This window comes from Neptunicella marina (genome assembly GCF_014270035.1).
Taxonomy (GTDB): Bacteria; Pseudomonadota; Gammaproteobacteria; order Enterobacterales; family Alteromonadaceae; genus Neptunicella; species Neptunicella marina.
The window spans coordinates 99020-125032 of record NZ_JACNEP010000006.1 but is presented as its reverse complement, the minus strand read 5'-3'; the positions used below and the strand labels follow the sequence as shown (position 1 = coordinate 125032).

Annotated in this window: 27 protein-coding genes; 10 read left to right on the top strand and 17 right to left on the bottom strand. The window is 44.8% G+C overall.

What is annotated here, in order from left to right; translation table 11 throughout:
• Positions 1–36: 36 nt before the first annotated feature.
• Entirely contained in the window at positions 37–1923 is a 1887-nt protein-coding gene (locus tag H8B19_RS09275; RefSeq protein ID WP_186506544.1) for a choice-of-anchor I family protein, read from the bottom strand.
• 221 nt (positions 1924–2144) lie between these two features.
• Between H8B19_RS09275 and H8B19_RS09270 the strand changes: the two genes are divergently transcribed.
• The 4 genes from H8B19_RS09270 to H8B19_RS09255 all read left to right on the top strand — a co-directional run bounded on the left by H8B19_RS09270 (position 2145) and on the right by H8B19_RS09255 (position 7248).
• Positions 2145–4034, top strand: a complete 1890-nt coding sequence (locus tag H8B19_RS09270; protein WP_186506543.1) for a M1 family metallopeptidase — start codon at positions 2145–2147, stop codon at positions 4032–4034.
• Between the two features lie 102 nt (positions 4035–4136).
• A complete protein-coding gene (locus tag H8B19_RS09265) occupies positions 4137–5084 on the top strand; it encodes a cation diffusion facilitator family transporter (protein WP_186506542.1) in 948 nt (315 codons plus the stop codon).
• Positions 5085–6321: 1237 nt separating this feature from the next.
• Positions 6322–6570, top strand: a complete 249-nt coding sequence (locus H8B19_RS09260) for a hypothetical protein (protein ID WP_186506541.1) — start codon at positions 6322–6324, stop codon at positions 6568–6570.
• A gap of 93 nt (positions 6571–6663) precedes the next feature.
• Positions 6664–7248: a DJ-1/PfpI family protein gene (locus H8B19_RS09255; protein WP_186506686.1), complete on the top strand. Its 585-nt coding sequence runs from the start codon at positions 6664–6666 to the stop codon at positions 7246–7248.
• A 7-nt stretch (positions 7249–7255) separates the two neighbouring features.
• On the opposite strand, the gene H8B19_RS09250 is transcribed toward H8B19_RS09255, so the two are convergent.
• Positions 7256–7885, bottom strand: a complete 630-nt coding sequence (locus tag H8B19_RS09250; protein ID WP_186506540.1) for a TetR/AcrR family transcriptional regulator — start codon at positions 7883–7885, stop codon at positions 7256–7258.
• An 84-nt stretch (positions 7886–7969) separates the two neighbouring features.
• On the opposite strand from H8B19_RS09250, the gene H8B19_RS09245 reads away from it, so the two are divergent.
• Positions 7970–8638 carry an O-methyltransferase gene (locus tag H8B19_RS09245; protein ID WP_186506539.1) on the top strand — a complete coding sequence of 223 codons (669 nt, stop codon included), beginning with the start codon at positions 7970–7972 and terminating at the stop codon, positions 8636–8638.
• 11 nt (positions 8639–8649) lie between these two features.
• Here the strand turns inward: H8B19_RS09245 and H8B19_RS09240 are convergent, their stop codons facing one another.
• The 4 genes from H8B19_RS09240 to pdsR form a co-directional block, all read right to left on the bottom strand.
• Positions 8650–9033, bottom strand: a complete 384-nt coding sequence (locus tag H8B19_RS09240) for an energy transducer TonB (RefSeq protein WP_186506538.1) — start codon at positions 9031–9033, stop codon at positions 8650–8652.
• A gap of 100 nt (positions 9034–9133) precedes the next feature.
• Entirely contained in the window at positions 9134–10018 is an 885-nt protein-coding gene (locus H8B19_RS09235; RefSeq protein ID WP_186506537.1) for a TIGR01777 family oxidoreductase, read from the bottom strand.
• Between the two features lie 66 nt (positions 10019–10084).
• A complete protein-coding gene (pdsS, locus tag H8B19_RS09230; protein WP_186506536.1) occupies positions 10085–12241 on the bottom strand; it encodes a proteobacterial dedicated sortase system histidine kinase in 2157 nt (718 codons plus the stop codon).
• Positions 12238–12933 (bottom strand): proteobacterial dedicated sortase system response regulator, encoded by a 696-nt coding sequence (gene pdsR, locus H8B19_RS09225; protein WP_186506535.1) that lies wholly within the window; start codon positions 12931–12933, stop codon positions 12238–12240. Before pdsR ends, pdsS begins: the two co-directional genes overlap by 4 nt.
• Before the next feature lie 199 nt (positions 12934–13132).
• On the opposite strand from pdsR, the gene pdsO reads away from it, so the two are divergent.
• On the top strand, positions 13133–13870 hold the full coding sequence (gene pdsO, locus H8B19_RS09220; protein ID WP_186506534.1) for a sortase-associated OmpA-like protein PdsO: 738 nt from the start codon (positions 13133–13135) through the stop codon (positions 13868–13870).
• A gap of 57 nt (positions 13871–13927) precedes the next feature.
• Here pdsO and H8B19_RS09215 read toward each other — a convergent pair whose 3' ends face one another.
• From H8B19_RS09215 to H8B19_RS09205, 3 genes are all read right to left on the bottom strand, one after another.
• Positions 13928–14464, bottom strand: a complete 537-nt coding sequence (locus H8B19_RS09215) for a DUF924 family protein (protein WP_186506533.1) — start codon at positions 14462–14464, stop codon at positions 13928–13930.
• Positions 14465–14504: 40 nt separating this feature from the next.
• The gene (locus tag H8B19_RS09210; protein WP_186506532.1) at positions 14505–15149 is read right to left on the bottom strand and encodes a YbgA family protein; all 645 of its coding nucleotides are present in this window, start codon (positions 15147–15149) and stop codon (positions 14505–14507) included.
• 95 nt (positions 15150–15244) lie between these two features.
• Complete coding sequence (locus tag H8B19_RS09205) at positions 15245–15889, bottom strand: glutathione S-transferase family protein (RefSeq protein WP_186506531.1); 645 nt, start codon at positions 15887–15889, stop codon at positions 15245–15247.
• A 92-nt stretch (positions 15890–15981) separates the two neighbouring features.
• Between H8B19_RS09205 and H8B19_RS09200 the strand changes: the two genes are divergently transcribed.
• Together H8B19_RS09200 and H8B19_RS09195 are read left to right on the top strand one after the other, a co-directional pair.
• Positions 15982–16521 (top strand): TetR/AcrR family transcriptional regulator, encoded by a 540-nt coding sequence (locus H8B19_RS09200; RefSeq protein WP_186506530.1) that lies wholly within the window; start codon positions 15982–15984, stop codon positions 16519–16521.
• Positions 16522–16650: 129 nt separating this feature from the next.
• On the top strand, positions 16651–18534 hold the full coding sequence (locus H8B19_RS09195) for a CocE/NonD family hydrolase (RefSeq protein ID WP_186506529.1): 1884 nt from the start codon (positions 16651–16653) through the stop codon (positions 18532–18534).
• A gap of 61 nt (positions 18535–18595) precedes the next feature.
• Here the strand turns inward: H8B19_RS09195 and H8B19_RS09190 are convergent, their stop codons facing one another.
• Positions 18596–19210 carry a GNAT family N-acetyltransferase gene (locus tag H8B19_RS09190; protein WP_186506528.1) on the bottom strand — a complete coding sequence of 205 codons (615 nt, stop codon included), beginning with the start codon at positions 19208–19210 and terminating at the stop codon, positions 18596–18598.
• A 243-nt stretch (positions 19211–19453) separates the two neighbouring features.
• Between H8B19_RS09190 and H8B19_RS09185 the strand changes: the two genes are divergently transcribed.
• A complete protein-coding gene (locus H8B19_RS09185; RefSeq protein WP_186506527.1) occupies positions 19454–20650 on the top strand; it encodes a hypothetical protein in 1197 nt (398 codons plus the stop codon).
• A gap of 116 nt (positions 20651–20766) precedes the next feature.
• Here H8B19_RS09185 and luxS read toward each other — a convergent pair whose 3' ends face one another.
• A complete protein-coding gene (gene luxS / locus H8B19_RS09180; RefSeq protein ID WP_186506526.1) occupies positions 20767–21279 on the bottom strand; it encodes an S-ribosylhomocysteine lyase in 513 nt (170 codons plus the stop codon).
• A 280-nt stretch (positions 21280–21559) separates the two neighbouring features.
• On the opposite strand from luxS, the gene H8B19_RS09175 reads away from it, so the two are divergent.
• Positions 21560–21967 carry a hypothetical protein gene (locus H8B19_RS09175; protein WP_186506525.1) on the top strand — a complete coding sequence of 136 codons (408 nt, stop codon included), beginning with the start codon at positions 21560–21562 and terminating at the stop codon, positions 21965–21967.
• Positions 21968–22780: 813 nt separating this feature from the next.
• Here the strand turns inward: H8B19_RS09175 and H8B19_RS09170 are convergent.
• From H8B19_RS09170 to H8B19_RS09145, 6 genes are all read right to left on the bottom strand, one after another.
• Positions 22781–23068: a hypothetical protein gene (locus H8B19_RS09170; RefSeq protein ID WP_186506524.1), complete on the bottom strand. Its 288-nt coding sequence runs from the start codon at positions 23066–23068 to the stop codon at positions 22781–22783.
• 23 nt (positions 23069–23091) lie between these two features.
• Positions 23092–23850, bottom strand: a complete 759-nt coding sequence (locus tag H8B19_RS09165; RefSeq protein WP_186506523.1) for a glucose 1-dehydrogenase — start codon at positions 23848–23850, stop codon at positions 23092–23094.
• 2 nt (positions 23851–23852) lie between these two features.
• Positions 23853–24467 (bottom strand): DNA-3-methyladenine glycosylase I, encoded by a 615-nt coding sequence (locus H8B19_RS09160; RefSeq protein ID WP_186506522.1) that lies wholly within the window; start codon positions 24465–24467, stop codon positions 23853–23855.
• Entirely contained in the window at positions 24464–24829 is a 366-nt protein-coding gene (locus tag H8B19_RS09155; RefSeq protein WP_186506521.1) for a VOC family protein, read from the bottom strand. Before H8B19_RS09155 ends, H8B19_RS09160 begins: the two co-directional genes overlap by 4 nt.
• Before the next feature lie 80 nt (positions 24830–24909).
• Positions 24910–25197 carry a hypothetical protein gene (locus H8B19_RS09150; protein ID WP_186506520.1) on the bottom strand — a complete coding sequence of 96 codons (288 nt, stop codon included), beginning with the start codon at positions 25195–25197 and terminating at the stop codon, positions 24910–24912.
• 53 nt (positions 25198–25250) lie between these two features.
• Entirely contained in the window at positions 25251–25949 is a 699-nt protein-coding gene (locus H8B19_RS09145; RefSeq protein ID WP_186506519.1) for an NAD(P)-dependent oxidoreductase, read from the bottom strand.
• Positions 25950–26013: the final 64 nt, after the last annotated feature.

The following is a 26013-nucleotide window of genomic DNA, read 5'->3' as shown; positions in this document are numbered from 1 at the left end:
AGAACAGGCGCACGAACGTACGCCTGTAAATTGAACTTAGTGTTCTACCACTTGATATACGGTAACCGTACCACTCACTTCATTACCTACAATAATCAATGGTGTAGACGTTGGACTATCTGCCGCAGGGATGAATTTAATACTCTCCGGACCTAAGTCACCCGATTCCGCCACCTCAGAACAATCCATGCCTTCTTCAACACTACACGGATTATCTAAATCGTCATCCAGTTCAAAATCAGTGCTGAAATCACGGTTATTGTAGTGATTCACAAATGCAGCCTGGAATGGATTAGTCACATCATACATAAACAAATCACCGGAACGCTCCAGACCAATAAAAGCATAGTTACGACCATCGATTTCACCTACGGCAATCGCTTCTGGCTCTCCACCTTTATCGTCAGAACGGTTATCACCTTTGTTTTCAGTGTGTGCACTGTTGAAATCGTTGCCCAGAATCGCCGCAGAGATTTTTCCAAAATCATCACCGGAGTCGAATACCTGATTAACATTTTGATCCCAGATTGAGAAAGAACGTGCACCGTAAGCATAAAGTGCTTCATAAATGCCATCGTTATCAGCATCACCTAACGCCGTGGTAACTTTTAAACGACCTAAGCCACCTTTACCGCCACTGGCATCGTATTGCGCCATTAGTTCGTCGGATAACAGCATGTTAAGCTCGTCAGGATCAATAATGTCAGCGACACGCACCTCTTCAGAATAGGCGTCGTAGTCGCGGGAGTCACCTTCGTTGGCGGACACAATAAACGTTGCACCATTCCACTCATATGTTGCGATAGTGTCTGGCTGGTACATGCCGTACAACCCCTGAATACTGCTAAACGCAGGCACTTCATCCTTGTTGGTGAAATCCAGTTCAAACTTGCTCCAGTCTTTAAAGCCAAGAGCTTTTACTTCAACTGTCATATCTTCAAGATCAACAATGCCAATCGCATTACTTTCCTGCAGAGACACGTAAGCCTTTTTGCTGTCTTTAGATACTGCGATGTACTCTGGTTCCAGCTCTTCAGCAACTGTCATACCAGCAGGGCCTGCAAACTTAACTCCCATTTTGGTCAGTAATTCTTTGCGCTCTTCGTCGGTATCGTAATCTTCGGCACCTAATAAATCGCTGCTGAATGTCATATCGCTGGTAAAATTAATTTCCTCAGCAACATCTGCTGGCATTCCATCTGCAATTCTAATAACCGAAATACTGCCTTCGGGATCTATCGAATAATCCGAGGCAGGTTCCCCTTCATTCGCCACCAGTACTTTGCTGCCATCTGGCGTAAAGGTCACCATATCAGGCAATGCACCTGCGGCTACTGCCTTAACAAACGTGCCCTGACCTAATGCATCCAGGGTGTAAAATAAAATCGCCCCGGTATCGGTTTTAGTTGTTCCTTCAACGGCAATCGCCAGCATATCACCATGAATAGCAATGGAATTTGCACCACCCAGCGCCATCTCAGTTTGTGAACTATCACTATTGTTAACGGTTACGCTGGTGGGATAAGTAAAAGCCGTTGAACTTAAGCTTTGGTCACTTACAGGGCTACCCACTTCAGTGGTTGGCAGGTTAACCAAAGAAATCACTTCAATATGGTTGGATGCAGAGTTAATCGCAAAAGCCGACGCTGAGGTTTTGTGAAACTGTACAATTTCGGCGGCACTTTTACCGTAAATTTCGATGCCACCAGCAGCAAAACGGCCCACCACTTCCAGCGCCATATTACGTGGTAAATCCTTACCATCAGCACCCGGTGTGCCTGGCTGCCCTTGTTCCCCCTGAGGCCCTTGCTGACCAGCGCTACCCGCTTTTCCGTCGTCACCTTCCAGTGCACAACCGCTTAAGCCAGCAATAATCGCCAGAGAGAGCAGGCTGGCACGCATTGCCAATTTGAAACTTTGCATCAAAATCATCCTTTAGTGTCTGTTTTAAATATAATTTTTCAGGCTAAAGGTTTTTTATGACTTTTTTACGACGTTTCGATGACCACACAGTGACAGATTGATGACATACATTAATCGTAAAAGTATGCCATTTGTCACACTCACTTGGTGTTCCTTACCTCAACTGAGTTACCATAAGGTGGTACAGAATAATAACTAAAACCTCGAAGAAGGATATTTTCATGTTTAAACAATGCTCCGCATTACTGCTAGGTACCTTAGCCCTGTTAAGTGGCTGTACCGACCAGCAAAGCACGCAACAACAAGCTGCTGCCTCAAAACCTGATGCCAAACAGGAAATGGTGGTGGGCAAAGATTACCACTCACAATCTAACCCGGAACAAGTCAAAGTCACCAATATCGCACTTGATCTGGATGTGAATTTCGATAAAAAAGTGATTAGCGGTGACGCTGAATTAACCTTTGAAAAGGTAAAACAAGACGCCAGCAGTTTGATTGTTGATACCCGCGAATTAACCATCAACAAAGTCACTGCCAATGGCGAGGAAATCCCGTTCACCTTGCACCCTGCCGATTCGTTCTTAGGTGCAGCGCTGGAAATTCCGTTACCCGCCACAGGCGACAAAGTGAAAATCAGCTATGCCACATCACCCGATGCCAGTGGTGTACAATGGTTAACACCAGAACAAACCGCCGGTAAAAAACACCCGTTTTTGTTTACCCAGTCACAAGCGATTCATGCACGCAGCTTTATCCCGTTGCAGGATTCACCGCAGGTACGTGTAACCTATCAGGCCAATATTCATACACCGCAAGATTTGCTGGCGGTAATGAGTGCGGCTAATGATCCCAACACAGAGCGTGACGGCGATTATCAGTTTAATATGCCACAACCTATCCCATCTTATTTGATTGCCTTGGCAGTCGGTGATTTAGAATTTAAAGCCATGGGACGCCGTACCGGTGTGTATGCTGAACCTTCCGTGGTCGATGCTGCTGCCAAAGAATTCGAAGACACCGAATCTATGCTGATCACCACCGAAAAGCTTTACGGCCCTTATCGTTGGGACAGATACGACTTACTAATTCTGCCGCCATCCTTCCCGTTTGGTGGTATGGAAAACCCGCGTTTAAGCTTTATCACCCCAACCGTTATCGCCGGTGATAAAAGCCTGGTGTCTTTGATTGCGCACGAGCTGGCACATTCCTGGTCGGGCAATACAGTGACCAACGCCACCTGGCGTGACCTGTGGTTAAACGAAGGTTTCACCACTTATTTAACCTACCGCATTATGGAAAATGTGTACGGTGAAGCACGTTTTAATCAGGAAGCCGTATTGGGTTATCAGGATTTAGAAGCCGATGTAGCATCTTTACCACCTAAAGATCAGATTCTGGCGATTGATTTACGTGGCCGTGATCCGGACGATGTGTTTTCCAATATTCCTTACGAAAAAGGCGCGTTATTTTTACGTGAAGTGGAACATACAATTGGCCGTGAAAATATGGACAAATTCCTGATGGAATACTTTGAGCATTTTGCTTTCCAGAGTATTACCACCGACCAGTTCCTGACTTATTTCAAAAAACATGTGGTTGAGCAATATCCAGACAAACTGGATATGGCACGTATCAATGAATGGATATTTGAACCGGGCGTTCCTCAAGATGCTCCTATGCCTGAATCCGATGCATTTAGCATTGTAGATAACGCACGTAACAACTGGTTGAATGGCGAAATGAATGCCAACCAGATTGATACCAAAAACTGGACAGTGCATCAGTGGTTATATTTCCTGAATAATATGCCGGAAGAACTGACACTGGAGCAATTACATGAGCTGGATCGCGCGTTCAGTTTAACCAAATCGCATAATAATGAAATTGCCCACAGCTGGTTAATGATTGCAGTGAAAAACTGGTATCAGCCAGCCTTTGGTCGCTTAAACGACTACCTGGTGCACATTGGTCGTAATAAGCTGGTTAAGCCGCTATACCGCGAATTGTCTAAAACCGTGGAAGGCAAAAAAATCGCTAAAGAAGCCTTTGATAAAGCCAAAGCCGGTTACCACCCATTAACGGTTAAAGCTAACCAGGGATTTGTCGAATAAAACCTGCTGATTAACATACAAACGGGATTCGCTGATTAGCCAATCCCGTTTTTTTATGTCTAAATAGGCGCTTGTTTTTACCAACGTTTGCAGACTGAGTAAATGGCGCACGATCATCACCACCACCATCATCACGACATGGCATCCAGTCGGATTGGCTGGGTTTTTTTACTCAATTTAGTTTTTACCATTATCGAATTCATCGGTGGCTGGCTGACTAACAGTACCGCGATTATGGCCGACGCCGTACACGATTTGGGTGACAGTTTATCCATAGGCAGCGCGTGGATTTTAAATAAAGTCAGTGGCAAACAGGCCACAGAACAGTTCAGTTACGGCTATCAGCGTTTTTCACTGCTGGGCGCATTAATCAACGGTCTGGTGCTGTTAACCGGCTCTATCTGGGTATTGATTGAAGCCATACCGCGTTTAATCGACCCACCAATGCCACATACCGAAGGCATGATGTTACTGGCCTTTTTTGGCATCGCAGTCAACGGTTATGCGGCGTTTAAACTCAGCCATGGACACTCACTTAACGAAAAAGTACTTAACTGGCATTTGATGGAAGATGTACTCGGCTGGGTAGCGGTATTAGTTGTATCTGTCGTATTAATGTTTGCGGATTTACCCATACTTGATCCACTGCTGTCCGTCGCCTTTACCCTGTTTATTTTGTTTAATGTATTTCGTAACTTAAAAAGCACCTTGCAGGTGTTTTTACAGGCCAGCCCCAGCGAATCGAAACGCAGCGAAATTCGAAAGAAACTACTTTCTCATCCACTGGTAAACGATATTCATCATCTGCATTTCTGGTCACTGGATGGTGAACAACATGTATTAACCGCACATTTGGTATTAACCGCCAATGTAGACTTAAGTCAAATCACTGAACTAAAAGTCGATATTGCTACACGTTTAGCAGATTTTGATTTGCAGCACACCACCATTGAACTGGAGTTTGATGATGAAGATTGTCGGGATGCTGGCAAGGATGATGATGGGCATCATCATGGGTGTGGTGGTCATGGGCATGACCACGGTCATTGAGTTTAGTTAGGTAAACCTAAGTAAATCCAAGCATTTTCAAAATGCTGAAAGAGTGCTGATTTCACGTCCCTTCGGGGACACGCGGGCTCGATTTATTGCTGCGCAACCAACCGCTTGTCATAGAAGGTTGGTTTTGGCGTCGCACCGGCGACGACGGCTTAGGGAATTGTGCTGCCGCAATTCCCTAAGAACCCAACGGCACCCCGCACTGTGTCGGTTCAATTTTCAATTCAGGCAAACTACCACCGTTGCAAATCCACATCCCTTCTGTTGCAACTGACTCGGCATCCATGCCTCGTCTGGCAGTTCGCTAATCTGAATTGAAAATCGGCCACAGTGAATGGGGAAATAAGTCAGCCTTTGGCTGACTAGGAAAACCAAAGCATCAAGTTATCACCGCGACAGCAGCCAAACGGAGTTTGGCTAACTGCGACTCTGACTTTTAGCTAAAACCAAGCTGGCTTTCGAATGGCCGAACAGGACGTTCGGCCAAGGCCAACGCTTTGCATGGACTGCTACCTTTGGCCGATTCGAAATAAAGACAGTTTGGTTTTGGCGTTAAAAAAGTCGGTGGAGTGAAAGACCTTTCGCCTATTTGGGTCTCTCCAGCAATTCATCGGGAATGAATTGCAACAGCTTTAGCTGGTCCGTTGGACGGAGCACAAGGATGTGCGCAGTAAATAGGCTCGCGCCCCGGGAAGGGCGTGAAAAATTCATGGACGAATAAACCAGCTATATCCCTTAATTGGCAAAGCATTTATTAATCTGATACTAATGGTTCAAAGGATAATAACGAGACAGATTGCGACAAATTAAACGACCCAATCGCTCACTATTCATTTGTTATAACTCAAGGGGAAATTTGATGGAATTTTACTTCTATCCGACCGATGAATCCGATTTTAAATCTAAGGCTGTAGGTAACTTTGTTCATACTTTAGTATTCGATACGATAAAACAAAAAGTCATTATTAGCTTTGTTCGTCAAGTACTTACAGTTTGGAGGCAAACTTGTAAAAATAATATTGAGACAGATCACCGCATAAAAAATTTGTCTGGTAAGAATTATCAAATATATAGCTGGGTAACCAAATCAAAATCTGATTTCAGTTTACCTCATTTTAAATTAGCTAAATGAATTATAATAAGGGGCTCAATCATCGCTGGCAGCTCCATCCAAATCGCAAGTATTTTCTGCTTAGCATGGTGCTAGAGCTGTTCGAAAGGAATTGAAGTTATGAGTAATAGCAGAGAGCCTAATAAGCAAGAGCTTTCATTTATCGTAAAACAGACGAGTAAGTTTCACCCTTTAGGAATTCTTACCAACCTGTTGTTTTATGGTGTCGTATTATCCGGTCTACTTGGATTGTTCTTTGGAGGTAAAGATTTATATGGCGTATGTATATTTATTTCTATTGGTTTCGCTATTCGTCAAATCGTTTTTTTCTTTCTAAATACCTATCTGCAAAAGAAATTCCAAGGATAGCTTAAAAGTGGCGCTAACAAACCAAATATATAGGGCTCACCGCGCTAAAAACATCCTCTATTTTGAATGCTCAACTCCTTGAAATACTTCTCATTGAACATCGGCATATATATCTACGACAACGCTGAGGTGTTAGATTTTTCGGGACCGTTTGAGGTATTTTCTACGGCGAACCGACTAGCTGATGTCGATAAAGCCTTTAATGTGTTTCTGGTGGCAGAAAAGGCTGGGGCGGTAAGTGCCAGAGGTGGGTTTAGTGTTAATCCGCATTATGGGTTTAACAGTCATCCACCCATCGATGTGCTGATTGTGGTCGGCGGTGTTCATACCGATGAGTTAAAAAAGCCGAATGTGATTAACTGGGTGTTTGAAGTTTCCCAAAGCGCAACCATGGTCGCCTCGGTTTGTACTGGTGCTTTTATACTGGCACAGGCTGGATTGCTTTCACATTTAACGGTTACAACCCACTGGGAAGATATTGAGGATTTGCGCGCGTCTTTTGCTGATATAACCGTTATCGAAAATCAGCGCTGGGTGGATGAGGGCAAGTTTATCACCTCAGGTGGTATTTCAGCGGGCATTGATATGAGCCTGCACCTTGTTTCAAAACTGGTGAGTTTGGATTTGGCAGTAAAAACCGCGCGACAAATGGAATTTGACTGGCGCCAAAACACATAACCACTTATTAAGTGTTCAGTTTTTCCACATAGGCACACAACATATCTGCCATCGCATTTGAAAATGCTAAGATTTTTGCGGCACCATGGGATTCATCAGAGAAGCTTTTGCCCACGGTTTTAATGGTATTCATCATTAATTCGCTGGCAATCTCACGTTGTTTTGCTTCAACGTCTGGCATTAATTCCAGCATAAATTGCTGATACAGGGCTTTGGTTTGCGCTCTGGCGTCTGCTACTTCGGGTGCATCGCGATATAAAGGTGCGGCGTCATCAAGAGCCTGGCGCATACTGGCTTCTTCACATTCCGATTGAATAAAGGCCACTATCATCTGGCGAAGTCTCACCATTGGCTGATGTTGGGTATTTTGCAAAATAGCGCTTAGCATATCGCTGGTTTGTTGCCATTCATCTGTTTGCAACCGAAATAAAATTGCCGCCTTGTTGGGAAAGTATTGATACAAGGACCCCACACTCACACCGGCACGTTCTGCTACCCGGGTTGTGGTAAAACGTTGCGCACCTTCAGTTTGTAAAACCTGAATAGCCGCCTGCAATATAGCGTTAACCAGGTCGTTTGAGCGGGCCTGTTGTGGTTGCTTACGCGTTGTAATTTGTGGATTTGCCGGAAATGACATTTGGCTGAACCTGAATGCGAATTTTAAATACGAATAATTATTCGTATTCTATTTTGCAGTTTCAATAAACACAACAGGTCTAATATGAGCACGTTAAATAACCCACAATTCCAGACAGTTACCCACCGTATGATGCAGCAGGATAACCAACATTCACCGCAAAATGATGCGGTTATCGGCAGCATGAGCAAAGAGGAACAGCTTAAACTGATGCAAAGCAAAACCGATTACCTTGCTTTGTATTCCCGCCTGAAATCACTGCCGCTTTCGGTATCCGCCGAAACCGCTGAACTGCTCTATATGCTAACCCGCTCAACGGGGGCGACTAATATTGTGGAATATGGCACCTCTATCGGCTTATCAACCTTGCATTTCGCTGCTGCATTAAAGGATAACGGACAAGGCAGTATCATTAGCTGTGAATTTGAGCCGGGTAAAATTGCCCAGGCAAAAGCCAATTTAGCAGAAACAGGACTGCAACAATGGGTGGAAATCCGTGAAGGAGATGCACTTAAAACATTAAGCACAAACCTGCCAGACAACATCAATTTGGTCCTGCTTGACGGTGCCAAAGCCTTGTATCTGGATATATTAAAAATACTAGAGCCACAACTTGCACCCAGTGCCATTATTGTTGCCGACAATGCCAATTTCTGCCCGGAGTATTTAAGTTACATAAGGATAAGATCGAATGGTTATTTATCACTGCCCTTTGACGATGATGTCGAAATGAGTATGCGGCTGAGCAAGTGACATACGCTAAATCAATGATTATCCGGTTCACCAAAATCAAAACGAGTCAGGATCCCCTGTAATTTATGTGGCAATGGCGCATATTGCCACTGAGCAAGTGCGTCAATTGCCGCACTGTCGAAGGTACCTGATGGCGTCGAATTCAATATCTTAATATCACTGACAGTGCCATCAATATTGATATTAAATGACATGGTTACACTGCCTTTTACGCCGTTTTGCTGCAATTGCTCACTATAAAGTGGCTCAACGTGTTTTAGCAAAGTACGTCCGCGACTCGCTATTTTTTGTTTAAGCTTATCTGCGTCCGATTGAGACTCTTGTGCCAGCAGAGGTGCAGAAAATAATAAAGGTAATAAAACCACACCAATTAAAGTGTTGTGCAATCCTGCCATTTAAAAATCCTTGTATGTCATCAGGACATTCAAAATAGCATTGACTACAAATGTAATCAACCAAATATTACAACTGTAATCTATTCCCCGTATCTGGCGTTTACAACAAGTTTTGCAGGGCTGAGGCAAGTTGTGGATGCTGAAAACTAAAACCAGCATTTAGCAGTCTGGCTGGCACAATATTCTGACTGCCCAGCAAAAGTGACGAGCTTTCTCCCATCAGTAATTTAAGCATGACAGCAGGAACCGAAAATATGGTCGGGCGATGCAGTACTTTGCCCATGGCTTTAGTGAAAGTGTCATTGTTCACCGGATTGGGTGCCGTTAGATTGACGGCTCCAGTAATGTCCTGTTCCAGTAAAAACTGCATGGCCCGCACCATGTCGTCAATATGGATCCAGCTCATCATCTGTTGTCCGCTACCCATTTTTCCACCTAATCCGAGCTTAAACGGCAACAGCATTTTTTTCAGCGCCCCACCTTCGGCGCTTAAAACCACACCGGTGCGTAATATCACCACACGGGTTTTCATACTGGCGCCCTCGGCAATGGTTTCCCATTTATGGCATAAGGACGAAGCAAAGTCGTCGGGCACAAAGCCAGCTAATTCATCCGTTTTTTTTGTCCCGGTATCTCCATAAAAACCAATTGCCGAACCACTTAAAAACACCTTGGGTGGTTTGCTACTTTTATCAAATAATTCAACCAGTTGTTGGGTAATGTGCCAGCGGCTATCACAAATACGCAACTTCTGCGCATCACTCCAGCGTTTGTCTGCTATGGGTTCTCCCGCCAGATTAATCACATAGTCAAATGTATTAAGATTGCGCAAATGGGAAAGATCACTGATATAAGTACAGCGCTGCGAAGGATCCATCGGCATGGAAGCAGCCTGACGGCTTAACACCGTATAACGATATTGCTGAAATGTGCGAATAAAATGCTGGCCAATCAGGCCTGTACCACCCGTCATTAATATCTGCATTGCCATATCCTTGTCACTAACATTATGCAAAGTTAACCAGAGCGATACCGCAAAATTCAGCAGGCTCTAATCCAACTTAAAGTTTAGCAAGACTTCCACCCCCGAGTGGTCAGCCAGATTACTTAACTGAATTTGCCCTTTATGGTACTCCGCCACCATTTTGGCGATAAATAATCCTAACCCCAAATGCACCTGATTAGGATCGCTTTGACTGCGCACTGATACCATCGAATCGAGCAATTGCCCCTGCATTTTATCCGGTAGCAAGTCCCCGTTGTTTTTAATGCTTAACCAGAGTCGGCCATTTTTGACATAACTGTTAAGCACAATCTCACTGTGCGGCTGACTAAACTCCACTGCATTGGAAATAATTTTATCCAGCATCTGTGCAAATAAATCCGGGGAGCCGCTTAAATGCGCCTTGTCATCACCACAGGTTAAACTGAACTGACGCTCGTCATAGGCCATGCGATAACCTTCCACACAGCCATTTAATAATTCAGCTACCACAAACACTTCCGGCTCACTGGCCTGAATAGTTTGTTCAAGGCGCGTTGCCTCACTCATGTTTTGCAAAATTTTCGACAGGCGTTGAATCCCCTGCTGCGCCCGGTCGATATAGGCGCGGTTATCCTCACTCTGTGGTTCCAGCGCCATATTTTCCAGCGACGAATTCACCACCGCTACCGGGGTACGCAGTTCATGGGATAAACGCGCGGCCATATTTTCCAGATAGGAGTTGTACTGAGTGAGTTTGCCCAGCACGCTATAAAAGGTTCGCGACAAATCGCCGATTTCATCACCCACATCAGATGGCTGAATATCCGCCACAATTTTGCCCTGATGATCAATCGCCGCTTCAGTTTGATTACGTAATTTGCGAATACGCATTGAAATTCGTGAGGCAAATAAAAACAGCCCGAGTGTGCCTAAACCAATCACTGCCAGTATCAGGTGGAACAGACCTTCCAGCGCCTGATTACGCAGAGTTCTAATACCATGGGTGGTTTGCTCCACAACCACCGCCCCCATAACTTCATCATTGATATAAATGGGATGTGCAGCTGAGAGGATCATGGCTTTTTGATCGGTACTTAAGCGCCATAAACTGTCGGGTTCACCATTTAGTGCATGTTGAATATCCTGGCCCTGCAATTCATAGGCATCCTGCAATTCATCGACAAAGTCTGTGGGAGGTTTAGTCAGAATCTGGTAATACAAAGGCAACAACCATTTTTGCTCAAAGTGTTGCCACCAAAGCGGTGCTGAAGATTTAAAGCGGCTACTGTCAAAGCCGGTTGAATCGTGAATACTGCCCGAACGTGCCAGCACCCGCATATGTTTGTCCACCACCCAGACCCGTGCATTGGAATACTGTAAGCCTTTTAGAATATTTTCGATTTCCGGGGACGGTACCAAAACCGTACCTAATTTATCCGAACCGGATGGATTGGCAGTACCCAGTGTATATTTTAATGCGCGGCCAAGTTCGTCATCCACATCGCCGACCACAAACGCAATTTTGCTCGACATCATGCTCAGCGGAAAACGTAACTCTACATTGTATCCATGTGCGGTTTCTTTCCAGTAACCCTGGATTTTGGTTTGCAGCGCAATAGGTTTATTGCCTTTTTCGGTTTCACTTAACAAATAAGCATTGACCCAACCAGCTTCAAAGGGCGCGACGATATAACGTTTAAACTGGCCATAAGGATCAATCAACGCGATTTGCACAAAGTCATTATGATCAACAAATAAGCTGGTTTTAGGTCGGTACACCAGTTTATCGTCGGTAACATCAAACATGGCGTACAAGTAGTCCTGATGCTGACCGACCATATGGCGGAAATGCAGACTGTTTTTATGATACGGCGTGTTAACCTCAATCAGGTTATTCTGGTTATATTCCAGCGTCAGATGCCAGTACTCACGCCAGTCATCCAACTCACCATCCAGCTCTACCGGATGGCTGATTTTATGTGCATATAAATCGGTGCCCGGTTTCACATCTTTCAGGTAAGCAGCCTGGTTATTAAATAACTTAGGCCGCTCATGCAAGGCGGTTGCTACCGCCCGCGCAGTGCCCACCAGAGTTTGCTCCTGTCCCAGACGCAAGTAAGCTTCCAGTTCCCATACATATTTGTATCCCAGCCAGGGAATGGCGAACAAAAATAACGACAGAAAAAATAACTTGGCACGAATGCCAATACGCCATTTTTTCATTCAGTACTTTTCCAGCGATAACCCATGCCGTAGACTGTTTCAATGCGGTCAAAATCGCTGTCCAGTTGTACAAACTTTTTACGTATACGTTTGATATGCGAGGTAATGGTTGTGTCGTCCACCACCATACGGGATTCGTCCATCAGCTGCTGACGTGATTTAACATGACCGGCATGTTTGGCGATGGCGTGTAACATCCAGAACTCAGTCACAGTTAACTCAATCGCACTGCCTTTCCAGCTCACCGTCATGCGGTTTGCATCCATTTCCAGTGCACCATTTTTAATTAAATCACCCTGTTCAGACGGTTGATTAAGTAGCTCAGTACGACGAAAGAGCGCCGCAATGCGAGCCAGTAAGTGTGGCAAACTGATGTCTTTAGTTAAATAATCGTCTGCCCCCATTCGCAAACCACAAATTGTGTCGTAGTCGTTATCACGTGCGGTAAAAAAAATAATTGGCAGCGTTTTGGACAAAGAACGCAATTGCTGACAAAGCGCAAAACCGCCATCAATTTCATCTTCCAGACCGATGTCAACAATGGCTAAATCAGGCAAACGCTGATCAAAGGCTTTTTCTGCCTGCCCACGATTAGAATAAGTACTGACCTCATAACCTTGTTTTTTAAGGGCGGCGGCATAGTTTTCGCGAATGGCGGCATCATCTTCAACCAGAGCGATACGTTTACTCATTAATTATTCTCTCGGAGTTATCCAGTGCCCGCACTATATCGCACTTTATCGGGCAAATTCATGATTGCAGACGGCAATTACATCAATTTCCATAATTTCGCCACAATTGCTCACTACATTGCCATTTTCTGCCAGCAATCCTGCCACTAAGTGCTTGTTTAATATAACTGAACTCGAAAACACCTTGTGGAGAAACAAAATGAAAAAATCAGTATCAGTTATCGCATTAAGTCTGGCCTTAACCTCAACCGCTTTTGCTGCTACCGATAAAAAGGAGCAGGAAACCCGTAACGAAATTATCGGTGCCAGTTCAGGTGCAGTATTAGGCGCCATTTTAGCCGGTCCGGTGGGTGGTGTTGCATTGGGTGTCATTGGTTTATTAACCGCTGACGAAGTCAATGACGATAACCGCATGGCGGAAGCTAATCAACAACTGGCATCGGTTAAAGGTCAGTTGTCAGAAAAAGATCAACAGTTAGCAGCCATTCGTGACAGCTATAAACGCGAACAGGAACAAACCCGAATCGAGCTGGTATCACTGAACAAAGAAATGGAAGTAGCAAATCAGGAAGTGGAATCGAATATTCAGTTCCGTACTGCATCATACGACATTGAAGATCATTACAAACCACAGTTAAACCTGCTAGCCAAAAACCTGCGCACTAACCCCAAAATGCAGGTAAGCCTGTCGGGTTACGCAGATCGCCGTGGTAACAATGATTACAACCTGAATTTATCTCAGGAGCGTGTTAATCAGGTCAAAGGTTACCTGGTTGATAATGGCGTGAAAGAAACGCAAATCATTACTCACGCCTTTGGTGAAGCTTCTCCGGTATCTGACACTAATAATCTGGAAGGTAACTTCTTTGACCGTCGTGTACGTATCAAACTGGCCGATGCCAATAAATTAATGACCGCACAGTCAGGCGACGAATAAAGTTTGCCCGTACTAAAAATACGGCAGGTGCTGTCCCCATGCAGCACCTTTTTTATGTTAAAAAGACGAACCGGGTTGTTGTAAAAACTCTAGTTCGTCTTTATTCGATTGCCGCCCTAAAATGTCATTGCGATGCGGATAACGCCCAAAACGGTCAATAATTGCTTTGTGTTTTAATTCAAAATTAAGGTTATCCTCGTTGCCCAAATCCTCAAACAATTCCACCGCTAAACGATGAATCGCCACCGATTCACTGTGCATAAAGGGCATATATAAAAAACTGCGCTGAGTTTGATTTAACTGCTGATCCTGACCTTTGGCGATCGCTTCCTGCGCCAGCACCAGCGCCATACCATCCTGAGCAAAGGCTTGTGGTGTATCCCGGTACATATTGCGTGAAAACTGATCCAGTACAATCACCTCAGCCAGAGCACCCAATGCGGTGCGTCGCCAATCTGCCAGTTCCGCGGCACAGGCCTGCTGGTGCACCTGTGCAAAACGCTGCGTTAAAGCGGTGTCAAACTGCAGATCTTTTTGCCACCAGTTTTTGGGTGAAATCTCGTCAAACCAGAAGCTAATAATCTCTTGATACATAGTGTTTCCTTGTTATTCAGACGATAGACTTTTTGTTACATCAGTAAAAATGTAGCGGTTCGGTTATTGCAGTGGAATGTTGGATATAGGGTGTGGAACCTAATTTGCAGCATTGCCATATATGCCGTTGCATCAATGACAATTCCACCTCTGCGGGATTATCAAAAGGTGCAGGAATGGCGTCAGACACATAACCCCACATATGCAAAAAACCATTACGCAGGCCGCCTAAGCTGGGAACCAGATACAGCGATTCGGTTAGCTCCTTAATTAATAACGCAAATGCACCTTCACTCAGCTTACTGGCAGTGCGCTGGCCAAATTGTTTGTACAGGTTGAGATCTCGCATCATCAGCGAATATTTATGTTGTGCCCAGCATTGCTGTGCATTTTGGGGCAGTGGAATACGTGCTGTGGCATTATCCTGTTCAGCTAACCACTGCAACTGTGCCATCGGCTCGGGTGTTGCGGCAGGGGAAGATAGAAACGGATTAAGCGTATTATCGGGTGCTGTTAACTGCCGCAACTCAGCTTCGGTGTGCAACATCGCCTCCCGCATTGCTAGATAGTGAGTCACCGCAGGGGCATGTGATAACGCCAACAACTGCCGAGTTTGCTGCCAGTCATTTAACAGCAAACTATTATTTAAGTACCCGGGATGCAGCGAAAACAGGAAGGCCGCCAAAAATCACTCCAAACTGGCCAGAATGGGCTAACCATAACCAACAAAAGCGGGCTTGAATAGCCCGCGCAGAGGTTGTTTAGCTTTGTAAGCTGAAATTATTGTTTGGGAATAATCACTTTTTTGCCACTATCCCGCTCGCGGATACGCGCGACATAAGTATGAACAGGACTTTTTTCACTCAGTAAAGCGAATTGTTCAGGTAATTGCTGCGCATAGTATAAAGCTGGCGCAATAACGCAATCGGCCAGAGTAAAGCGATTACCGAGCATAAAATCTTGATCGGCTAATTGTTTTTCAATCATTTTTATCGCATTCACAGCCGACGCTTTGTTCATCTCGATAACATCAAAACGCGGTTTGCCACCCTGCCCCTGAGGAAAAGCCAGTTCCAGAATGTAATCACGCATAAACGCATGTATTAAATAGGTGGTGCAAAGTTGGCACCATTCATCCACTTTACTGCGCTCAATCAGATCGTTAGGTTGCAACGTTTTACCTTCATACTGACTGTCCAGAAAACGACAAATTGTCGCGGTTTCAGTTAAGGCTATATCGCCACAAAACAACACCGGCATCTTGCCCAATGGATGATAAGCCAGATGCGCTTCGCTTTTAAATTCAGCCGTTTGCCCGTTTATTTGTTTACCAATTTGATAATCAATACCTTTTTCTTCACAGACCATTTGTACTGCACGCACAAAGGGGCTGAACTGAACGCCATAAATATAAACTGATTGCATAACCACTCCTGTTAATGTCATCTGTTTTAAGTTGTGTTCAGCCTAAACCGCCTTAAAATATGTTCAAGAACATATTTTAAGGATCACACATTATGGCGTGGAAACCACAACACAAATTACAAACACGTGAACGCATTCTCACTAGTGCAGCAGAGCTTTTTACCCATCAGGGCTTTGACCATGTAGCAATAGATCAGGTTATGCACCATGCAGGGCTTACCCGCGGTGCCTTTTATGCTCATTTTAAAAATAAATCGGAACTGTACGCCGAAGCGATCGTTTTTGGTGCACGTGCCAAAGCAGCTCAAATTCGCCCCGATACCGCCTTAAACGACATTGCCTGTCAGTATCTGTCTGCTGAGCATTTACACGGACAACAAAAGCGCTGCCCGCTGGCATTTCTGACGACCGATATTAGTCAGCGAGATTCTCAGGTTCGCGATGCCTATACACGTGTTTTTGATGGTTTAGTTAAGCGCATCGAACTGGGTGGTTTGTCACGTGAACGGGCGCTGCAACAAGCCGTATTAATGGTAGGAGGTGCAGCAATTGCTAACGCTTTGAATAATGAAACATTAATCGATGACTTACTTACCGCCTGCCGCAAGATGACACCTTTATCACAAACGTAAACGGCACTTGCCGCTAAAATGTCGGAGTTTATCTCAATCGCGTAGGTATTTTGTGCAACAGCTTGTATGGTGTTTGGCTGGCTATGCCAGATGACAACGTTGATATTTCCACTCACAAGGGAAACCATAATGAAAAATAAGACGCTTCGTCTGTTTTTGGGCTGTATTTCCATACTGCTGGTCAGCAGTTTTGCCCAGGCAGAACAAGACAAAGAAAAAAATGAAAGAGCGGAATACATTCGCTCACACTATGCCAAATACGAATACCAAATCCCGATGCGCGACGGTAAAAAACTTTTTACCTCTGTGTATATTCCTTACGATAAATCCAAAAAATACCCGATGATGATGCAGCGCACGCCGTATCGTGTTGCACCCTACGGCGCAGATAAATACAAAACCCGTTTAGGGCCAAGTGAAATCTTTGAGAAAGAAGGTTTCATCTTTGTATTCCAGGACGTGCGCGGCAAATTTATGTCGGAAGGTGAATACGTCAACATGCGCCCGCAAGACGCTTACAAAAAAGGCGGCAAAGCTGCGGATGATGCAACTGATACTTACGACACCATCGACTGGCTGGTAAAACACGTTCCAAACAACAATGGTAAAGTGGGCATGTGGGGTACCTCGTACCCGGGTTATTACACCTCGGTGGGTGCCATTAACAGCCACCCTGCTTTAAAAGCCATTTCGCCACAAGCGCCAATTGCCGACTGGTTTTTTGACGACTTCCATCGTAACGGTGCGTTCTCGATCCCGATGGCATTTATCTTCTTCGATACCTTCGATAAACAACGTGACGGTCAATTTGAATACTGGCCAGAGCGCATGAAGCTGGATACACCGGACGGTTATGAGTTCTACCGTGATCTGGGTCCGCTTTCTAATGTAAACGATAAATATTTCCACGGTGAGCGTCCGTTCTGGAACGAGCTGACCGAGCATCCAAATTACGACGACTACTGGAAAGCACGTAACGTTTTACAGCACTTTAAAGACGTTAAACCTGCTACCTTAGTTGTAGGCGGCTGGTACGACACCGAAGACTTGTATGGTCCGTTAGCAACCTACAACACCATGTCTAAAAACAACAAAAAAGACAATGTGCACATCATTATGGGTCCCTGGTACCACGGACAGTGGAATGCCAAAGACGGCTCACATATGGGTGAAGCACAGTTTGGTTTTAACACCAGTGCATGGTTCCAGGAACACATCCTGCTGCCATTCTTCAAACATAACTTAAAAGGCGACAAAGCTGAGCCTTTAGCTAAAGCCACCATGTTTGAAACCGGTAGCAACCGCTGGAAAGAATTTGCGCAGTGGCCACCCAAAGACGGTAAAAAAGTGACGCTGTATATGGGCGCCGATGAAAAACTGCTTGATCACAAAGAAACTAAAGGCGGTTACGCTGAGTACGTGAGTGATCCTAACAAGCCGGTTCCACATTCAGCAGCCATTGGCCGTGGCTGGGACAGACCTTATATGGCAGAAGACCAGCGCTTTACTGCGCGTCGTCCGGACGTACTGGTATTTGAAACCGACGTAGCTAAACAGGATATGACCATTGCGGGCGCTATCGATTTAGACTTGTGGTTCTCTACCAGCCAAAGCGCAGCGGATATCGTGGTCAAATTAGTCGATGTGTTCCCGGGTAAAGACGTGAACAACAACGAAATCGACAAAGAAACCGGCAACCGTCATGAGCTGGTGCGTTGGGGTGTATTACGTGGTCGTTTCCGCGATAGCATGAGCGAACCCAAAGCGTTTGAGCCAAACACGCCAACCAAGGTAAACTTCGAGTTACTGGATGTACTGCACACCATTAAACGCGGCCATAAACTGCAAATTCAGGTACAAAGCAGCATGTTCCCGTTCCTGGACAGAAATCCGCAGAAATATGTGGACAACATCTTCAAAGCTAAAGAAGAAGATTTTGTAAAAGCGGATCACCGCATTTACCACAGCGCGGAATACCCAAGCTCCATCAGCTTTAAAACCATTAACGATTAATTGTTAAAGCAAACAAAAAAGCGGCTTAATCAGCCGCTTTTTTTATGTTTGTTCAAAAACCTTATCCGGCAATTACCGGGCGGTATTTAAGTTTATGTCTGAGCCCGGTTTTTACGCCCGGCCATTCCGATTCAATAATCGAAAACACCACGGTATCACGCAAGCTGCCATCGGCCATACGCTGATGATTGCGCATAACACCATCCTGCTTAGCACCTAAACGTGCAATGGCAGCACGCGAGGCCTGATTATGCCAGTGCGTTCTAAACTCCACCGCAATCGCACCACATTGTTCAAAAGCATGGGTTAACAACAGTAATTTTGCTTCAGTATTCACCGGCGTGCGCTGGCAGCGCCTTGCATACCAGGTGTAACCAATTTCCAGTCGCTGGTTTTTATTATCCACATTGCAATAACGGCTTGAGCCAATAATCTGTCCCGATGTTTTTTCCACCACCACAAAAGGTAGCGCCAGGCCCTGTTGTTGCTGTTGCAGTGCGGTATCAATATACGCTTTCACCGAATCGGCATTCGGCACACTGGTAAACCACAAATTCCATAATTCACCGTCAGTTGCCGCTTCCACCAACGCATCGGCATGTTCTGCCGCCAAAGGAATTAATTCAACATGATTACCGCTCAGAGTGACCGGTGTTAACCAGGGGGACGCAGACACAATTTTCTCCAGCCAGATATTAAACGCTTACTCTACCGACAGATTGCTACCGTTACTAGATAAACAATGAAATCAAAAAGTTAGTAATACACATCAAAACAGGTGAAACAAAAGTGAAAGTATTGGAGCAGTAAAAAAGGCTGCATCAGGCAAAAGGGCCGGTGACACTTGAAAAAATTATCTATTACAAAGAACAGCAATAACCGTTAATCTTTGGAAAATTAAATAAAAAGGAAAATTTGAATGGAACTATTAGTTATTGTGATTATTGGTTTCGCAGCTTGGATTGGCTGGCAACTGAGACCGGGGAGACCTATCGATAGTTTAGAGAAACTGCAATTCCAGCAATGTAAAATACATGCCATCGCTGCTTGTCAAGTTACCGATGATCAAGGGATTAAAAATATCGCCAAGAGAATTGAAAGTCTATTCGAAAAAGTACAAAAGGAACATGAATATACAGCAGAAACCATAAAGCCACTCCAAAAAGAGGTTGAGAGTTTGGTTCATACCATGCACGCGGAGTTAACAAAGCTAGGTGTAAAAGACAATTTTGATACTCACCTTCGGAACCTATTGGACAAAATATATCCAGACTCTAGCCCTGCTACAAGTTCAGAAAATAGCAAAAACGTATTGAAAAATGAGGCTGGAACGGAAGCTTTAGTGAATGCTATGCAGAACGCATCATCAGCAATGGACTTTGTTACTGAAAATTTTGAAGAGTTTGCTGAATTACGAAAAACGCATGAAGCAGAATTCGCAATTAATTTTGTTTGGCTAGAAGTAGCAGTGATTATAGCTGGCGAGCGGATCAACAAGGGAATTGATGAGTCTGAATTTGCAAATCATATATTTCAAGCTGGACTCAGTTTTGGTGAGGAAGGCAAACCCAAAACCGCCGTATTCACTGATGACCGAAGAGAAGTATTTTTTGGAAGTGTTAATGCCTACTTAGGTGCTATTGCGAAGTTCATAGACTCAGCAAAAGCGTCTCAAATCGATCCCGGACCCGGAGCATTATTACTTCGACATTTGATGAATTCAGTCAAAGGAAAGGACAATCTATCCGATGAAGAAATTGGTAAATGCCACATCATTGGTTCTGAACTGAGCACATCAATACTAAGATATATTTTTGACGGGCAAGAAAGGACTAAGACCGACGAGCCACAACAATCCAATGAATTTCTGTCTCAACGACTAGATGATGCTGCTGAAAGGTGTGGAGTCCCTTTACAGGAATTCCTTGGTGCTTATCAAGCTTACCTTACAACTCTGCGGGGCGATGGTAATTGGAATGATGATATTGATTCTAATGCTTTGAGGTTGGATATCTTGACGGAAAACGAGATTGAGAATGCCAAGTCAAATATAAAACAGGCCGCACTGAATAGAACCATCTACAGGTTTGAATACCCAAAGTCATTGTCTATATAGCAAAAGCGGAGGTTGAAACCTCCGCTCAATAATTGCCCTTGATCAGTGGTAAAATACAAACTAACACTTTAAGTAAACGGCTTTCCATCAAGCAGCCTTTTTTTCGAAGGTTTTGCTTAAAGCTGATCTTTTAAGAAATCATCAGACAGGGTGATATCTTCGTTTTTATTGATGGTAATGCCCTGATCAATAATTTTCTGTGCCGCGTCCTTGGCTTCTGCCAACGAGTGCATTTCAGCCGTACCACACTGATAAATATTCAGCTCAGGGATCTGAGATTGGTCTTGTACGTCAACCACGTCTTTCATTGCCGCTAACCAGGCATCAGACACTTGCTGCTCAGTTGGTTCACCAATCAGGCTCATGTAAAAACCAGTGCGGCAACCCATAGGTGATAAATCGATAATCTCAACGTTGTCATTGTTTAGGTGAGCACGCATAAAACCGGCAAATAAATGCTCCAGAGTATGGATACCACGCTCAGAAATTAAATCCTGATTCGGGATAGTAAAACGCAAATCAAACACGGTGATGTTATCACCTTTAGGGGTTTGCATGGTTTTGGCAACGCGCACTGCTGGCGCTTTCATAATGGTGTGATCAACACGGAAACTGTCTAGCAATGGCATAATTATTCGCTCTGTAGAAGATTAATTGAAAACTGCGTTTAGATAATGCTGGCTATTATAGGGAGGTGACAGTGGAAAGCCAAATGAGCTTATGCAAATTCCAGTAACAACCGTCTTATTTCTAATCTAATTCACAACAAAGCAGCCCTGCTATCAATAAATTGGCTTCACCACATAAAAACGATAAGGTGAACCAATAGAATGAGGAATTTAGCTTTTACAAAAGCCGGGCCAACTCTTTCTCACTAAATGGATTTAATATGAAGGAAAACCAGTACCTATGCGCAATCTCGTCATCTCTCTAACCATCATTTTTGGCTGGCTACCTGGCCTGGCATTGGCACTGTTTGCGCTATTCTGGCTAAAAGAAATTTGGCTCAATTCCACTGACTTTAGCTTTATAACAGTACTTGTCCTGCTTTGGGGACTGGGTGGATTACTCGGTTTTTGGGCATTGTCGTCCGTAGCGATTGGTATAAAACTCAATTTTTTCCTGCGATTTGTTTTTCTGATAGTAGGTGTGTTGGCAGCAATATTGGCGGAAGTGGTATTTTTCGCAGAAGGGCTGATGTTTGCATCGGAAAACACTGGCGCTTCAATGTTGTTATTGTTGATTCTAAATGGACCTATTTTATGTGGCTTAACACATATTTATTATCACTACTGTTATATGAAGCAAACCGCATAAACTGACGTATCGCTTATTTCACGCCCTTTCGGGGCGCGAGAGCTTAAGTTATTGCAGCGCAACTAATCATTTGTCATAGAATTCAAGTTTGGGCGGCGCGTTGGCGCCAGCAACTTAGGGGATTGTGCTGCCGCAATCCCCTAAGAACCCCACGGCACCCCGCACTGTGCCTGTTCAATTTTCAATTCAGGCAAACTGCCATCGTTGCAAATCCACATCCCTTCTGTTGTAACTGACTCGGCATCCCTGCTTCGTCTGGCAGTTCGCTTATCTGAATTAAAAATTGGCCACAGTGAATGGGGAAATAAGTCAGCCTCTGGCTGACTAGGAAAACCAACACTGTCAGCCATCACCGCGACAGCAGCCAAACGAAGTTTAGCTAACTGCGACTCTGACTTTTAGCCAAAACCAAGCTGGCTTTCGAATGGCCGAACAGGACGTTCGGCCAAGGCCAATGCTTTGCATGGACTGCTGCCTTTGGCCGCTTCGAATTAAAGGCAGTTTGGTTCTGGCGTTAAGAAAGTAAGTGGAGTGAAAGACCTTTCGCCTATTTGGGTCTCTCCAAATAGGCTCGCGCACCGGAGGTGTGTGAAATAAAAAGGCATCGATATTTCAAAACGCTGAGCCATTGTTACTGAAAAGAACAGATTTGCAATGGCAACAAGACATCGACTAAATAAATATTGGCAGTTTATGGTCTCACATAGAACATATGGGCCAAACACTGCTTGCTTAAAACTTAGAATTAAGAATGGCTCGCCCCGCATGGATGCGGGGAGAATAAAGCTAGGGATGGCTAATTAATGCAGCAAATTACGCTGCCATTTCATCTTCATGTTTAACAATCGCTATGCGATAACCATTAAACGATTTGCCCAGTACCCATTTTAAGATCCAAACAGACAATACAATTGAAATACTTGCACCTAACAGTTGCAGGTAAATTTTGTTTGGCTCAATCGGGATAGAAAACAGCGCCATGCCAAAGCCTAAAATGGCGCCCACTAAAAAAGTTGTGGGTAAAATAATTACGGCTGTACGCCAGCTAATACTCCACCAAATGCGTAATGCGATTTTCCAGCTAACTTCGATTTCCTGCATGATTTTCTCCTTATTGGTTATTTTTATAATCCACCGCTAACATCCACAAAACTGCCTGTAACAAAGCTGGCTTCATCACAGGCTAAAAAGTAAATCGCGTTAGCGACTTCTTCGGCTTTGCCTCCGCGTTGCATGGGGATACGTGATGACAAGCGATCTACCCGGCCATCTTCGCCACCGCTGGCGTGAATATCGGTATAAATTAAACCGGGTCGTACGGCATTAACTCTAATACCTTCATTCGCCACTTCCAGCGCCAACCCCCGGGTAAGGCTATCCATCGCGCCTTTCGAGGCAGCATAGTCCACGTATTCATTGGGCGAGCCGGTACATGCAGCCATGGAAGATACATTAACTATCACACCACCTTGTCCGCCCTGCTGGCTGGACATGCGTTTGACTGCCGCGACGCTGCACAAAAAGCAGCTGTTAACGTTGGTATGCATCACCTGATTAAAACGCGCTAAGTCCATATCTACCAAACGGCTTTGCTGTTTCAAAATGCCGACATTGTTCACCAGTACACGCAAATCACCGTTTAACTCATCAATCGCAGCAAATAATTGCGCCACTTGCTGCGGCTGGCTGACATCGGCCTGGTAGGTAATAGCATGATCGCCTTCGGCTTCGATTTGTTGTTTAACCTGTTCGGCGGCTTGTTGATTGCGATGGTAATTAATCACCACTAAATAACCATGACGAGCGAATTTAATCGCGGTTTGCGCGCCGATTCCGCGGCTGGCACCGGTAATTAACGCGATAGGGCGGGATATGGATGACATAATTATCCTTTTACCGGAGAAGTGAACCGACTGCGTGCATCGGCCACAATACTGCGGCTAACACAACCTTCGGCATGGTCATTAATGAGTCCCATGGCCTGCATAAAAGCAAACACTGTTGTAGGGCCAACAAACTTCCAGCCACGTTTTTTAAGCTCTTTAGACAGCGCCACCGACTCGGCACAAGTTGAACGGGTTTGCGGTGCGCCTGACTCGCTTGTATCCACTTCAAACCGCCAGAAATAAGCCGCCAGTGAACCAAATTCCTCAACCAGCTTTTGCGCCATTTTGGCATTGTTGAGTACCGCTTCGATTTTGCCTTTATGTCTTACTATGCCAGCATCCTGCAACAGCCGTTGTTTATCACTTTCATCAAACTGCGCCACCTGATTAAAATCAAATCCGGCAAAGGCAGCCCGGAAGTTTTCGCGTTTGGCTAAAATAGTTCGCCAGCTTAACCCCGACTGAAAACTCTCTAAGCACAGCTTTTCGAATAAGCGAATATCATCCACTACCGGGAATCCCCATTCAGCGTCATGATATGCGATAAACTCTTCGGTTACGCCCACCCACTTGCAGCGTGGCTGGTTATCGGGAGCGATATATAAATCACTCATACCGGATCAGACCATACCGCCAGCTCACTGCCGCCAGGTTCTGCAAAATGAAAACGGCGACCACCGGGGAAGGAGAAAATGGGTTGCAGAATTTCACCACCAGCCTGCTCGACCGCTGTCAGTGTTTTTTCCAGCTCAGCACTGTACAACACGGCTAGCGTTGCACCATTGGCAGTGCGCGACTGATAACTTGATTGGTAAAAACCACCGTCCATTCCGGCGCCAGAAAATGCTGCGTATTCAGGGCCATAATCAGTAAATGTCCAGCCAAATACCTGAGCAAAGAAGGCTTTTGTTTTAACTAAATCCTGTGAAGGAAATTCCACATAATTAATTTTGTGATGATGTGCAGGATGAGACATATCAGAATCCATTGAGTTAGCGGAGTTATAAATTAATCCGAATCCAACCCAATGAAAACCGTTTTATGCACGAGGAAACGCTATTCCTTACAATATTGTTCGATCTGTTTTTGTGCAACGCCCATAGCGGCGGCATTCTGTCCGGATTGTGCTTCAGCCCAGTCCAGTTTGGCTTTTTCACAACTATCTTTTTGTGCTTTATCGATTAAATAGGACTGATCTTTTTGTTGCTGAACCAGACCTTTTGCGCCGTTGTAATTTTCCCTGTCTTCAGGCGCTTTATCGGCTTCATAGGGCGGTGGTGTGGTCGCTTTACATGCGACAACCGCCAGACTTAATAAACTCGCAATACCAATTTGCTTTAACATAATTTTCCTACATGAATAATGTAATTATTCAGACCACTAAATTAATTTTTAGTTTAACTTTCAATAACCTGGGTTGCCTGTTGAGCTGATTCGGACGCACAACTCACAATCGCTGGTGCAACCTGAATTAAGCTAGCGTCCTCGATTGCCTCAACCATAAACAAGGCAAAATCAATACGGCGTGTGATATTGCTGGCCAGAGCTTCATCACCTACATGCTCGCGCCAAAGAGGTAACCCCTGACTTTCGCCCTCTTCCAAATCGCTGGCGCGCACCACTGTCCATTTGCGGTCACTGGCAAAAATACGCTTACAGGCTTCTACCTGATCATCCAGTTCGACCAAACGCAACCAGCGGGCAATGCTGCCAAATAAGGCCACAATCATTTTTAATTTAAATGAATAAACGTCTTTGCCATCGCGGGTAATGTGCCAACCACAGGAAAATATCAGCCGGGCATGTTCAGGCGCAAAGTCCATTACCGCTTGTGCTGTACCAGATGAATATTGCTGCACGCCCCATGGCACCAACACTGTCAACACAGCATCACAATCAGCAACAGCGTGTTTGACAACATCACGGTCATTGGTCGCGCCAGCAAAGATGGTGACTTTGTCTTTTACATCATCAAGCTTATGCACACTTTGTTCGCGGCACACTGCATTGATCTGATACCCTTTTTCCAGCGCATGTTGTAGCATATAACGCCCTAATTTACCTGAAGCACCGATAATACAGACCTTTTTTGTCATCACTTGGTTTCCGAAATAATTTTGTTAAACAACCTAACTGAATACAGAGCAAATAAATGTAAAT

Excerpts from the sequence above, each read along its gene's own strand:
- H8B19_RS09275 (WP_186506544.1), bottom strand. The coding sequence starts at position 1,923 with ATGCAAAGTTTCAAATTGGCAATGCGTGCCAGCCTGCTCTCTCTGGCG.
- H8B19_RS09270 (WP_186506543.1), top strand. The coding sequence starts at position 2,145 with ATGTTTAAACAATGCTCCGCATTACTGCTAGGTACCTTAGCCCTGTTA.
- H8B19_RS09265 (WP_186506542.1), top strand. The coding sequence starts at position 4,137 with ATGGCGCACGATCATCACCACCACCATCATCACGACATGGCATCCAGT.
- H8B19_RS09260 (WP_186506541.1), top strand. The coding sequence starts at position 6,322 with ATGAGTAATAGCAGAGAGCCTAATAAGCAAGAGCTTTCATTTATCGTA.
- H8B19_RS09250 (WP_186506540.1), bottom strand. The coding sequence starts at position 7,885 with ATGTCATTTCCGGCAAATCCACAAATTACAACGCGTAAGCAACCACAA.
- H8B19_RS09245 (WP_186506539.1), top strand. The coding sequence starts at position 7,970 with ATGAGCACGTTAAATAACCCACAATTCCAGACAGTTACCCACCGTATG.
- H8B19_RS09240 (WP_186506538.1), bottom strand. The coding sequence starts at position 9,033 with ATGGCAGGATTGCACAACACTTTAATTGGTGTGGTTTTATTACCTTTA.
- H8B19_RS09235 (WP_186506537.1), bottom strand. The coding sequence starts at position 10,018 with ATGCAGATATTAATGACGGGTGGTACAGGCCTGATTGGCCAGCATTTT.
- pdsS (WP_186506536.1), bottom strand. The coding sequence starts at position 12,241 with ATGAAAAAATGGCGTATTGGCATTCGTGCCAAGTTATTTTTTCTGTCG.
- pdsR (WP_186506535.1), bottom strand. The coding sequence starts at position 12,933 with ATGAGTAAACGTATCGCTCTGGTTGAAGATGATGCCGCCATTCGCGAA.
- pdsO (WP_186506534.1), top strand. The coding sequence starts at position 13,133 with ATGAAAAAATCAGTATCAGTTATCGCATTAAGTCTGGCCTTAACCTCA.
- H8B19_RS09215 (WP_186506533.1), bottom strand. The coding sequence starts at position 14,464 with ATGTATCAAGAGATTATTAGCTTCTGGTTTGACGAGATTTCACCCAAA.
- H8B19_RS09205 (WP_186506531.1), bottom strand. The coding sequence starts at position 15,889 with ATGCAATCAGTTTATATTTATGGCGTTCAGTTCAGCCCCTTTGTGCGT.
- H8B19_RS09200 (WP_186506530.1), top strand. The coding sequence starts at position 15,982 with ATGGCGTGGAAACCACAACACAAATTACAAACACGTGAACGCATTCTC.
- H8B19_RS09195 (WP_186506529.1), top strand. The coding sequence starts at position 16,651 with ATGAAAAATAAGACGCTTCGTCTGTTTTTGGGCTGTATTTCCATACTG.
- H8B19_RS09185 (WP_186506527.1), top strand. The coding sequence starts at position 19,454 with ATGGAACTATTAGTTATTGTGATTATTGGTTTCGCAGCTTGGATTGGC.
- luxS (WP_186506526.1), bottom strand. The coding sequence starts at position 21,279 with ATGCCATTGCTAGACAGTTTCCGTGTTGATCACACCATTATGAAAGCG.
- H8B19_RS09175 (WP_186506525.1), top strand. The coding sequence starts at position 21,560 with ATGCGCAATCTCGTCATCTCTCTAACCATCATTTTTGGCTGGCTACCT.
- H8B19_RS09170 (WP_186506524.1), bottom strand. The coding sequence starts at position 23,068 with ATGCAGGAAATCGAAGTTAGCTGGAAAATCGCATTACGCATTTGGTGG.
- H8B19_RS09165 (WP_186506523.1), bottom strand. The coding sequence starts at position 23,850 with ATGTCATCCATATCCCGCCCTATCGCGTTAATTACCGGTGCCAGCCGC.
- H8B19_RS09160 (WP_186506522.1), bottom strand. The coding sequence starts at position 24,467 with ATGAGTGATTTATATATCGCTCCCGATAACCAGCCACGCTGCAAGTGG.
- H8B19_RS09155 (WP_186506521.1), bottom strand. The coding sequence starts at position 24,829 with ATGTCTCATCCTGCACATCATCACAAAATTAATTATGTGGAATTTCCT.
- H8B19_RS09150 (WP_186506520.1), bottom strand. The coding sequence starts at position 25,197 with ATGTTAAAGCAAATTGGTATTGCGAGTTTATTAAGTCTGGCGGTTGTC.
- H8B19_RS09145 (WP_186506519.1), bottom strand. The coding sequence starts at position 25,949 with ATGACAAAAAAGGTCTGTATTATCGGTGCTTCAGGTAAATTAGGGCGT.